General features: G+C 66.2%; 9 protein-coding genes and 1 pseudogene. 1 reads left to right on the plus strand and 9 read right to left on the minus strand.

Translation table 11 applies throughout. The features are described 5' to 3' along the window. Window positions 1-53 precede the first annotated feature (53 nt). The 9 genes and pseudogenes from QM682_RS18200 to QM682_RS18240 form a co-directional block, all read right to left on the minus strand. A pseudogene (locus tag QM682_RS18200) lies at window positions 54-516 on the minus strand (helix-turn-helix domain-containing protein); the annotation flags it as partial. A 393-nt stretch (window positions 517-909) separates the two neighbouring features. Beyond that, window positions 910-2,760 carry a sigma-54-dependent Fis family transcriptional regulator gene (locus QM682_RS18205; protein ID WP_415132326.1) on the minus strand — a complete coding sequence of 617 codons (1,851 nt, stop codon included), beginning with the start codon at window positions 2,758-2,760 and terminating at the stop codon, window positions 910-912. 78 nt (window positions 2,761-2,838) lie between these two features. Beyond that, a complete protein-coding gene (locus QM682_RS18210) occupies window positions 2,839-3,912 on the minus strand; it encodes a 2,3-butanediol dehydrogenase (RefSeq protein WP_415132328.1) in 1,074 nt (357 codons plus the stop codon). 9 nt (window positions 3,913-3,921) lie between these two features. After that, window positions 3,922-4,251 carry a carboxymuconolactone decarboxylase family protein gene (locus QM682_RS18215; RefSeq protein WP_415132330.1) on the minus strand — a complete coding sequence of 110 codons (330 nt, stop codon included), beginning with the start codon at window positions 4,249-4,251 and terminating at the stop codon, window positions 3,922-3,924. Beyond that, window positions 4,248-5,036, minus strand: a complete 789-nt coding sequence (locus QM682_RS18220) for an SDR family NAD(P)-dependent oxidoreductase (RefSeq protein WP_415132332.1) — start codon at window positions 5,034-5,036, stop codon at window positions 4,248-4,250. The genes QM682_RS18215 and QM682_RS18220 overlap by 4 nt, the downstream gene beginning before the upstream one ends. 52 nt (window positions 5,037-5,088) lie before the next feature. Further along, window positions 5,089-6,192, minus strand: coding sequence for an acetoin dehydrogenase dihydrolipoyllysine-residue acetyltransferase subunit (locus QM682_RS18225; protein ID WP_415132334.1), 1,104 nt, complete (start codon window positions 6,190-6,192; stop codon window positions 5,089-5,091). A 1-nt stretch (window position 6,193) separates the two neighbouring features. Then, window positions 6,194-7,201 carry an alpha-ketoacid dehydrogenase subunit beta gene (locus QM682_RS18230; protein WP_415132336.1) on the minus strand — a complete coding sequence of 336 codons (1,008 nt, stop codon included), beginning with the start codon at window positions 7,199-7,201 and terminating at the stop codon, window positions 6,194-6,196. 13 nt (window positions 7,202-7,214) lie between these two features. Beyond that, window positions 7,215-8,195 carry a thiamine pyrophosphate-dependent dehydrogenase E1 component subunit alpha gene (locus QM682_RS18235; protein WP_415132338.1) on the minus strand — a complete coding sequence of 327 codons (981 nt, stop codon included), beginning with the start codon at window positions 8,193-8,195 and terminating at the stop codon, window positions 7,215-7,217. A gap of 19 nt (window positions 8,196-8,214) precedes the next feature. Further along, window positions 8,215-9,228, minus strand: a complete 1,014-nt coding sequence (locus QM682_RS18240; protein ID WP_415132340.1) for an ATP-NAD kinase family protein — start codon at window positions 9,226-9,228, stop codon at window positions 8,215-8,217. 137 nt (window positions 9,229-9,365) lie between these two features. Between QM682_RS18240 and QM682_RS18245 the strand changes: the two genes are divergently transcribed. Continuing rightward, entirely contained in the window at window positions 9,366-10,559 is a 1,194-nt protein-coding gene (locus QM682_RS18245; RefSeq protein WP_415132342.1) for an RNA polymerase subunit sigma-54, read from the plus strand. Window positions 10,560-10,638 lie beyond the last annotated feature (79 nt).

The raw sequence follows: 10,638 nt of genomic DNA on the forward strand, positions 1-10,638 counted from the left end.
ACCAGCAAGCCGAGGAAGGGACACAGGACCTATCCCTACCTGCTGGGCGGGCTGCTGTGCGACAGCTTCGTATGTGCCACCTGCAGCTTCGTCCGTTCACCGCCAAGGACGGCAAAATCTTCGCTCCAGTCGAACTGGAAGGCCTCGCCAGGGCGGAAGGCCAGAGGCACGAAGGTGCCGCGATCAGCCGTTTGCCGCGCTGTGTGCCATTCCCGCGCGAAGGCCGCGACCCGGTTGTAGGAGCCTGTGAACCCCAGTGCGACCAGATCGGCGTGCAGGCGCGTCAGAGGCCGGCGCTGCTTGCGCGACTTCGTGCTGTCGGTCTTCAGCCAGGCCGACAGCTTGTCCGCGAATGGATCGAGCTTGCTCGGTCGCTCTGGCACCGAGAACTTCGGCTCGGCCCGACTTCAGATACTTCTTGATCGTGTTCCGAGAGAGCCCAGTCCGCCGCGCGATCTCCCGGATCGGCAGCTTCTCTCGCAGCGCAAGACGACGAATGACGTTCAAAAGTCCCATGTGGATCTCTCCAATGCCCCCCGTCGCTCACAGCGCTCGGGGGAAGGGTCACATGGGGCAAATCTCGGTGGAAGTTATACGCCTGCCCGGGTCAGTTCCGAATGGAAATCAACACTGTTCCGCCTGCTGATCGAGGGTTTCTTTGCCTGGTTGAAGGCGCAGGCGGTCCGGATCTTGCGCAAGTGCAATTTTGGTGAGGCCATGGCCTATACATGCTGAGGCACCGAGGCGGCTTCCACCTGTTCCTTCATGACGACTCCGTCGGCATCGGCTCCAACCTCGTCGAGGATGCCATCCGCAGCCCAGACATGAATTGCCACAATGCGCCCTTCGCCCACCCAAGCCAGTCGATTTTCCCAGATGAGATGTATAGCATCAACTATCCCATGCTTGCTATTTCGACTTGCGTAGACGCCTGTAGAATGTCGACCTGTCGATTCCTGCAACTCGGGCGGCGGCCGAAACATTTCCGCTATGCTCATTCAGAAGATGCAGCAACTCATTATAGGATGTCCTATTTATCGGTGACCGAGCCGAGGAGGCTTGATCCACCATCACCGCAGGGAGATGGATCGGCAAGACAGAGGCACCATCGCACATCGCGGCAGCGAACTCGCAAAGATTGACGATCTCCCGCACGTTCCCAGGCCATCTATGGGATAACAACAGGTCCATCGCTTGGGGCGAGAAGCATGGCTTACCTTCAGTCGCAACGGCGATGCGGTTGATCAACCATTCCAGGTCGGCGCGCGCCCGCACGGGCGGGATGTCCAGGACCAGCCCGTTCAGGCGATAATACAGGTCCTGCCGGAACTGTCCCTGTGCCACCAGCGCGCCCAGGTCGCGATGCGTGGCCGAGATCACACGGATATCGACCGGCTCGGCCCTGGTCGCACCGACCGGCATCACCTCGCGTTCCGACAGCACGCGCAGCAACCGCGCCTGCATGGCCAGCGGCATGTCGCCGATCTCGTCCAGGAACAGCGTGCCGCCATGCGCCTCGCGGATCAGCCCCTTCTTGCCGCGGGCATGGGCGCCGGTGAAAGCGTTGGGGACATAACCGAAAGGCTCGCTTTCGATCAGCGCCTCGGGCAGGGCCGCGCAGTTGATGGCGACGAAAGAGCCCCGCCGGCGCGAGGCATCGTGCATGGCGCGCGCGACGAATTCCTTGCCGGTGCCGGTCTCGCCTTGCAGGACGACGCTGATCTGGCGGTCCAGCACCTTGGCCGCGCGCAGGGCGAGGTGCCGCATGGCCGGATCGCCGCCATGGAGCGCGCGCAGTGGCTGGGGCAGGTCCGTCTTGACGGTGCGAAGCCGCGGCCCTGACGGCGGAACCGAGCGCGCATAGACCCGTCCCCCCGCCTGCATTTCCAGGCAACCGTCCATCTGTGTCTGCGCGCGTGACAGCCGGGGAATATCTTCGAGATCGCAGGCGAATATCTCGCTGATGCGGCGTCCGATCAGAGGCCGGCTCACTCCGGCCAGCCGCAGCGCGTTGTGGGTCATGCCGGTGATGCAGCCGTCCGCGCCGACGGCCAGCGCCGCCATCGGGTCCACGTCCAGAAACTCGGGCGAGGGGTGCAACCGCAGGATCCAGTCGGCGCGGTGGCGGCGCAGCAGGTTCGCCATCTCGATCCGCCGGGCGCAGGATTTCATGACCTCCAGCGTCAGGGCCTGGCTCATCTTGTCCTCGGGCGCTTGCAGATGCGACAGGTCCAGGACACCCAGCAGGCCGCCGGCGGTGTCGTGGATCGGCACGGCGGTGCAGGACAGCGGCGTCAGCGCCACGTCGAAATGATCGCCGCGATGCACGGTGATCGCCTGGCCGGTCGCCAGGCAGGCCCCGACCCCATTGGTGCCGACATGGCTTTCGTCCCATTCCGAGCCCGAGATCAGCCCGGCATGGCGCAATTCGCGGTCCAGTCCGGCATCGCCGATGGAATCCACCGTGACGCCCCGGCCATTGGCCAGAAGCAGCACATAGCCCATGGCGTTCACCCGGCGATACAGGTCCTCCATGCCGTGGCGGGCCACGCTCAGCAGTTGCTCGGAATCTTGCCGGTGCTGGGTCAGCTCGCGCTGGGTGAGGATGCGGGGCGCGCTGGGGCGGGCCGGGTCGAGCCGGTGGTCGTTGACGCAGCGCCGCCACGAGGCCAGCACATCCGCGTCGCGGCCCGAGTTGCGCCCCTCGGCCACGCCGATGACTTCAAGGACATGCGCCCCGGTGTTCGATGTCCCCGCCATGGGCTCCTCCCAAAGCCGCCGGGGCGAGGATAGCACGATCCCCGCCCCGGCACAGAGTCATTGTAGCATCGGCGGATTTCAGCGCGACAGGTCGATCAGGATCTTCAACTGCGTCCCCGCCGGGTCCAGCAGCGCGTCGAAGCCCTCGGCCACGGCGTGATCCAGCCCGATGCGCTTGGTCACCACCTTCAGCGCCGGCAGTTGCCCGGTCGCGATCATGCGGATGACGCGCGGCCAGTAATGGGTCGGATAGGCCCAGGAGCCGCGAATATCCACGTCCTTGAAGGTGACGGCGAACCAGTCCAGCGGATTGTCATGCGGATGCAGGCCGGTCTGCACGACGACGCCCTGCTTTCTGACGGCATCGAGACACGCTTTCAGCGCATGTTCGTTGCCGACGCATTCGATGGCCACGTCACAGCCGACATTGCCCTCGGTCGCGGCGCGGATCGCATCGCCCACATTGTCGCGCTTGGGGTTCAGCGTGACGACCTCGGGCAGCATGGCGCGCATCAGGTCCAGCCGCGTGTCGTTCAGGTCCGAGACGAAAAGCTGCGTCGCCCCCGCCGCCTTCGCGGCCAGAAGCGCCAGCGCGCCGATAGGACCGGCGCCGGTGACCAGCACGCTGGAACCCGCCGTGACGCCGCCCCGGTCGCAGGCATAGACCGCGACCGCCGAAGGCTCGACCAGCGCCGCCTCTTCGTCCGACAGTTCGTCGGGCACGGCGACGGCATTGTAGTCGTTGACCAGCGCATATTCCGCCATGCCGCCGGACACCCAGCTCAGCCCCACCAGCGCCAGTTGCGGCGACAGGTGGAACAGGCCCCGGTCGGCGAAGTAGTCGCCCGCGCGCGGCATCACCAGCGGCTGGACCGAAACCCGGTCGCCGGGGCGCAGATGGGTCACGCCCTGACCCACGGCCTCGACCACGCCGCCGAACTCGTGCCCCAGCACCTGCGTGCCATAGGCGCCGGTGAAGGGATGCGGCTCGGTCGGGATGAAGATCGGGCCATAGGAATATTCATGCAGGTCGGTGCCGCAGATGCCGACGAAGCGGTTGCGGATCAGCACCTGGCCGGGGCCGGGTTGCGGCGGCTGGGGAATATCCTCGACCCGCAGATCCTTTTTCGCGTGGAAACGTAGTGCCTTCATGATCAAACCTCACAATTCGTCGAATGTGGCCAGGGCCTTGGCGGCATAGACCGTGCCGGGGCCGCCCGACATCTCGATGGCGACGGCAAGGACCTCCAGGAACTCCTCGCGGCTGGCGCCATGCGCCTTGGCCTCGCTGGTGTGAAAGATGATGCAATCCTCGCAGCCGCGCCCGATGGCGACGGCGGTGGCGATCATCTCCTTCATGGCATGGCCGACCTTGCCGTCGCGGCTGGCGGCCTGCATCAGCCCGCGAAAGGCGGTCATGGTCTTGCCGTCCGCCTTGTAAAGCGCCATCGCGCGGGCGTTCATTCCGGCCAGTTTTTCCTTGGCGCTCATATCAGCACCATGCCGCCATCGACCAGCAGGCTTTGCCCGGTCATGTAATCCGACCCTTCCGAGGCCAGGAAGATCGACACCCCCACCAGGTCGTCGGGACGCGAGGCGCGGCCCAGCAGGATGTCGGCGGAAAAGCCCTCGAACGCCTCGTTGTCGCGGCTCGTCAGCCCCTCGTCCTTGAAGCCCTTGTCGATCAGCTTCCACATGTCGGTGGCGACGACGCCGGGGCAGATGGCGTTGACGTTGATCCTGTGCTTGCCGAAGGCGCGGGCGGCGGCCTGGGTCAGCGCCACCACGGCGAACTTGCTGGCCGAGTAATGCGCCAAGGGCTCATAGCCCTGCTTGCCGGCGATGGATGCGGTGTTGACGATCTTGCCGCCGCCGCCCTGGGCGATGAACTGCTTGCTGGCCTCCTGGATGCCGATCAGCACGCCCATGGCGTTGATGTCCATGACGCGGTGCCAGTCGTCCTCGGTGATGTCGTTGAACTGCTTGACCTGCGCGATGCCGGCATTGTTGAACATCGCGTCCAGCCGGCCGTATTCCGCGACGGCGCCGGCGATCAGCGCCCTGACGCTGGCGCGGTCGGTCACGTCGGCGGCGATGCCGATGGCCGTGCCGCCGGCGTCGCGGATCGCGGTCGCCGTGGCCTCGGCGGTGGCGGGGTCGATGTCGGCGATCACCACGCGGGCGCCGGCCCGCGCCAGCCCCTCGGCGATCGAGCGGCCGATGCCGCGACCCGAGCCGGTGACGATGATACTGCGGCTCTCGACGGAATTGCTCATCTATAATCCCTCCGGTGTGAGGGGTCGCCCCAGAGGCGGGGCGGCCCGGATGTCAGGCGATGAAGTCGCGGACCAGGCGGTTGACCTCGGCCGCCTTCTCCATCTGCACCATATGGCCCGCGTTGGGGATCAGGTGCATTGTCGCACCCGGCAGATTTGCCGCATGACCCGGGGGGATGATGGCATCGGCCTCGCCCCAGATCACCTGGGCGGGCACGCCGCTGGCCGCCAGCGCATCGGCGACCTGCCGCGCCTGCCGCCCTTCGGCGAACAGGTTCCCGGACAGTTCCGCCAGGAAATCCTGCACCCCGTCGAGGCGCTTGAACTTCAGCAGATCCTCGACCATGGCGCGGCTGACCAGCGACTGGTCCTTGAACAGATGCACCAGCACCGGCTTGAGGTCTTTCCGCCCCGTCGCCTTGACGAAACCGTCGATATAGCCCGAGTTGATCTCGCTCCCCAGCCCCGCCGGGCAGATCAGCGTGGCCGAGGCCACGCGGCCGGGATGCCGGATCGCCAGCGTCGCGGCGACCAGCCCGCCCATGGAATGGCCCGCCAGATGCGCCTTGTCCGCGCCGATATGGTCAAGGAAGGCCAGGACGGTATCGACCAGCAGGTCCAGCCCCGCCGGGCGGGCGGTCTTGACCGACTGGCCATGGCCGGGCAGGTCCAGCGCATAGACCGGCCCGCCCTCGGCCAAGGCGTCGATGTTGAACAGCCAGTTGTCCAGATCGCCGCCGAAACCGTGGACCAGCACCAGGGGCACGCCCTCGCCCGGACGCTCGGCATAGCGGATGCGGCCCGCCGGCAGGTCGGCGAACTGATAGCTGGGGCCGGCCTCCTCGTCATCGCCCGCCGCCGCCGGGGCCTCGTAGGCGGCGACATAGGCGTCGACTTCGGCATCCGTGACGCTTTCCGGCGCCATCACGCCCAGCAGCGCGCGCACCGGATAGGTCTCGCCCTCGACGCCGACGCGGCGGCGCAGCAGGCCCCCGTCGGCGGCCTCGACGCCATTGGCGATCTTGTCGGTCTCGACATCCATGATCTCGTCGCCGGGGCTGATGGTCGCGCCCTCGGCGACATGCCAGGAGGCCAGCTTGCCCTCGCGCATCGACAGGCCCCATTTCGGCATCAGGATCGGGGTGATCTCCGCCATGTCAGCCCTCCATGGTCTTGCGCACGGCCGCGGCGATGCGCTCGGCCGAGGGGATGTAGAGCTGTTCCAGCGCGGCCGAGAACGGCACCGGGCAATGCGGCGGCGTCACCATCTGGATCGCCGATTTCAGCGCATCGAAGGCATCCTGCGCCACATTGGCGGCGATGTCGGCGGCGATGGAACAGCGCGGGCTCGCCTCGTCCACGCAGACCAGCCGGCCCGTGTTCTCGACGCTCTCGATCACGGTGTCCATGTCGATGGGCGACAGCGTGCGCAGGTCGATCACCTCGACCTCGATGCCCTCTTTCTTCAGCAGGTCGGCGGCCTCAAGCGAGCGGCCGACCATCTGGCCATAGGTCACGATGGTCGCGTCGCCGCCCTCGCGCACGATATTGGCCTCGCCGAAGGGGATGGCATAGGGTTCCTCGGGCACGTCGCAGGTGCTGGCGTAAAGGTTCTTGTGTTCCAGGAAGATCACCGGGTCGTTGTCGCGGATCGACTGGATCAGCAGCCCCTTGCAGTCATAGGCGTTCGAGGGGCAGACGACCTTCAGGCCCGGAATCTGCGCCAGCATCGGCGTCAGCATCTGGCTGTGCTGCGCCGCCGCCTGGAAGCCCGCGCCACACATGGCGCGGATCACCACCGGCGTTTCCGCCTTGCCGCCGAACATGTAGCGGAACTTCGCGGCCTGGTTCAGCAACTGGTCCAGGCAGACGCCGATGAAGTCGATGAACATCAGTTCCGCCACCGGCCGCAGCCCCGCCGTCGCAGCCCCCACCGCCGCGCCGACATAGGCGCTTTCCGACAGCGGCGTGTCGATCATCTGGTTCGGGTGCTTGTGGTAAAGCCCCTTGGAAACCCCCAGAACCCCGCCCCAGGCGTCTTCCTCGCCGCTGGCGCCCATGCCGCCGACGATGTCCTCGCCCATCATGATCACGGTGGGGTCGCGGGTCATTTCCTGGTCCAGCGCCTCGTTCACCGCGTCCTTCATGCTGATGATGCGTGCCATGTTCTTTCCTCCCTCAATAGGACACGTAAACGTCGGTGGTCAGCTTTTCAGGCGCGGGCTGTGGCGCGGCGATGGCCTCGGCCACGGCCTCGTCGATCAGCGCGGCCACCTCGGCGTCGATGGCGTCGAGTTCGGCGTCCAGGATCACGCCCGCCTCGGTCACCTTGCGGCGGAACAGTTTCAGGCAGTCATTGTGCTCGCGGTTGTGGTCGTTCTCGCCCGGCGCCTTGTAAAGCTGGGCGTCGCCCTCGAAATGGCCGAAGAAGCGGACGTTCTTGCATTCCAGCAGCGTCGGCCCGGCACCTTCGCGGGCGCGGCGGATGACCTCGCCCGCCGCCTCGTAGACGGCAAAGAAATCCAGCCCGTCCACGGTGACGCCCGGCATCCCGAAGCCGGCGGCGCGGTCGACGTAATTGTCGACGGCGGTGGCGTAATCGACCGAGGTGGATTCCGCATAGCCGTTGTTTTCCACCACGAAGATCACCGGCAGGTTCCAGATCGCCGCCAGGTTCATGCTTTCCAGGATCGTGCCCTGGTTCGAGGCGCCGTCGCCAAAGAAGGTGATCCCCACCCCGTCATGGCCCAGCTTCTGTGCCGCCAAAGCCGCGCCGCAGACCAAGGGCGCACCGGCGCCCAGGATGCCGTTCGCGCCCATCATGCCCAGCGACAGGTCGGCGATATGCATGGATCCGCCCTTGCCGGCGCAGCAGCCGGTGGCCTTGCCATAGATCTCGGCCATCATCGCCTTCACGTCGACGCCCTTGGCGATGCAATGGCCATGCCCGCGATGGGTCGAGGCGATGCGGTCGCGGTCGTGCAGATGCGCCATGATGCCCACCGCCGTCGCCTCCTCGCCGGCGTAAAGGTGGACGAAACCGGGGATCTCGCCCCGCGCGAAATCGACATGCAGCCGCTCCTCGAAATCGCGGATGGTGCGCATCTGGCGATAGGCGTTCAGCAGCCTGTCCCTATCTAGCGGAAACGGATTTGACATTCTGGCTCCTCCCTGAGCTTCAGTCTGGGTTGCGGATGAAAAGCCCGTGCTGCGCGGCATGGGCCATGCAGGCGGGCACGTCGATGGTGCGAAAGGCGCCGGGCACCAGCCGCACCGACACGTGGTCGCTTTCGGTGAATGTCAGCTCGCGTTCGCCGTCGAAGGCCAGCGAGCCGGCGGGGATCGAGGGGTGATGCGCCGCGCCCGGCAGCATCCGCGCCGTCCCCGCGATGCCGACGCGGTCGATCAGCCCCGGCGCGATGGGCGCCAGCAACTGGCGCGGCGCATCGGGCGACAGGCGGATGTGGCGGCCCTCGGGCGTGTCGCGGTCCACCGGGTCGGACAGGCCCGCGATCGAGGACATGCCGATGGCCTGCGGCAGGCCGAAGGTCACGAACAGGTCGCGAAAACCCGTCACCTTCCAGATGGCGCGGGCGCCGACGAAACGGTCCTCGACCACGGCGACATCGACCAGCGCGATCTCGCGCCGGTCGTTCAGCATGACCTCCAGCCATTTGTTCGACCGCAGCGCGATGGCCTCGGGCACCTTGCCGGTGGCGGCCAGCCCCACGGCCAGGCCGGTGATCGTCGGCTCGCGCAGTTCGGGAAAGGCGTTGTTGGTGCCGGTGGACACGCCCGACACCGGGACGGCACCGCAGGCGCCCACCACGACGCGGTTGGTGCCGTCCCCGCCCAGGACCACGATAGCGGCGACGCCTTCGTCGGCCATCATGCGCGCGGCGCGGGCGCTGTCCTTGGGCGTGGCGGTGACCGGCATGTCCAGGTAGCGCAGGCGGGGAAAGTTCATGTGGCCCAGCCGCAATTCCCGCTGGATGCTGCGTTCCAGCTGAAAGCGGATGCCGCCGTGTTCCGGCATGACCACGACTTCGTCGACGCCGCTGGCCGCCAGCCCCGCCATCATGCGCAGCACGATATTGGCGCGGTCGTTGATGGGCAGGTTGCCCGCATGCGAAATCACCCGGCGAATATCGCGGGCGGAAATCGGATTGGCGATGATGCCGACCTTGACCATTCCTGTCCTCCCCATGGATACTAAAAGCAACAGCCGTGCCAAATGCATGATCAATGGTTTTCAACAGGTTGCCTATCGCGCGCCTGTGGCGTGCCACAGGCGCGGCGCAACAGTGGGACAGCGGGACAGCGGGGCGAATGCGGCAGGAACTGACGCAAAAGCAAATAGGGAGACTGGCACTGAGCCAGCGGATGCAGCTGTCGCTGGACGTGCTGCGCATGGATGCGGGGCGGTTGCGGCGCCGGGTCCGGCTGGAACTGGCACGCAATCCGGCGCTGACCTGCGCCGACCCCGACCTGATGCCGCAGCCCGACGATCCGCGCGCCGGGCTGATCGCACGGATCGGGCTGCTGCGCCTGCCGACCGAGAACATGCGGATCGCGCGGGAACTGGTGCATTGCCTCGACGACCGCGGCCTGCTGGCCGATCCCTTGCCCGAGATCGCCGGCTGGCTGGCCACCACGCCCGCCGTCCTGGAAAGCCTGCTGCCGCATCTGCACCAGCTAGAGCCGCCCGGCGTCTTTGCCCGCGACATGACCGAATGTTTCCGCCTGCAATTGCAGGCGCGGAACCGGCTGGACCCCTGGATGGACCGGCTGCTCGACCGGCTGGATCTGGTGGCCGAGGGCGACCTGTCCGCCATCTCTGACTATCTGGGCACCGATCATGAGGATGCGCGCGACATGATCGCCGAGATCCGCGGCCTGACGCCGGCGCTGCTCGGCATCGCCGCGCCCGACAGCCCGCCGCCGGAACTGGAGCTGACGGCGCAAGGCATCCTGCTGCCCGGTGCGATGATAAAGTTTACGCTGCGTGACAAAGAGGCGGCCGCCGAGGTCAACGCCGCTGCCCAAAATCTGGTCGCGGCAGTAGAGGGTCGGGCTACGACGCTGCTACGGATTGCATCTGCACTTGTCGAGATCCAGTTGCCGTGGCTGCTTGGCAACGGCGCGCGCCGCCCTGTGACGATGACCGCGCTCAGCACGCAACTGGAATTGAACAAAAGCACCATCAGCCGCGCAGTCGCCGGTGTTGCCATGCGGACGCCCGACGGCATCGTGAGTTTGAGAGAACTTCTGAGGGTTCCCGTCAGTCCTCGTAATCCCGACCTTGATCGTGAAAGCGTCGTAAATACCCTTTGCGGTGTCATCGACAACTGGCCTGAAACATGCAGGCTCACGGATGCACTTCTTGCCAGGGAGCTTGAGACGAGGGGGATCCGTCTTTCACGCCGCACAGTTACAAAATATCGGCTTGAACTTGGGATAACGAAACGCGCGAGGCGATCCTCGCAACGCCGCCGGTCTACGACTACGGCACTTACAGAATGATGCGCTTCTCAGAAGATGGAGGCATCTACCTTCTTAGAAAGACACAGATGAACGGACGGCATGCGGAACTGTTTAGCTG

This window comes from Paracoccus sp. (in: a-proteobacteria) (assembly GCF_047605025.1).
GTDB lineage: Bacteria > Pseudomonadota > Alphaproteobacteria > Rhodobacterales > Rhodobacteraceae > Paracoccus.

What these genes read in the sequence shown, in the direction of transcription:
- QM682_RS18205 (WP_415132326.1), bottom strand. Translation starts at nt 2,760, where the DNA reads ATGGCGGGGACATCGAACACCGGGGCGCATGTCCTTGAAGTCATCGGC.
- QM682_RS18210 (WP_415132328.1), bottom strand. Translation starts at nt 3,912, where the DNA reads ATGAAGGCACTACGTTTCCACGCGAAAAAGGATCTGCGGGTCGAGGAT.
- QM682_RS18215 (WP_415132330.1), bottom strand. Translation starts at nt 4,251, where the DNA reads ATGAGCGCCAAGGAAAAACTGGCCGGAATGAACGCCCGCGCGATGGCG.
- QM682_RS18220 (WP_415132332.1), bottom strand. Translation starts at nt 5,036, where the DNA reads ATGAGCAATTCCGTCGAGAGCCGCAGTATCATCGTCACCGGCTCGGGT.
- QM682_RS18225 (WP_415132334.1), bottom strand. Translation starts at nt 6,192, where the DNA reads ATGGCGGAGATCACCCCGATCCTGATGCCGAAATGGGGCCTGTCGATG.
- QM682_RS18230 (WP_415132336.1), bottom strand. Translation starts at nt 7,201, where the DNA reads ATGGCACGCATCATCAGCATGAAGGACGCGGTGAACGAGGCGCTGGAC.
- QM682_RS18235 (WP_415132338.1), bottom strand. Translation starts at nt 8,195, where the DNA reads ATGTCAAATCCGTTTCCGCTAGATAGGGACAGGCTGCTGAACGCCTAT.
- QM682_RS18240 (WP_415132340.1), bottom strand. Translation starts at nt 9,228, where the DNA reads ATGGTCAAGGTCGGCATCATCGCCAATCCGATTTCCGCCCGCGATATT.
- QM682_RS18245 (WP_415132342.1), top strand. Translation starts at nt 9,366, where the DNA reads ATGCGGCAGGAACTGACGCAAAAGCAAATAGGGAGACTGGCACTGAGC.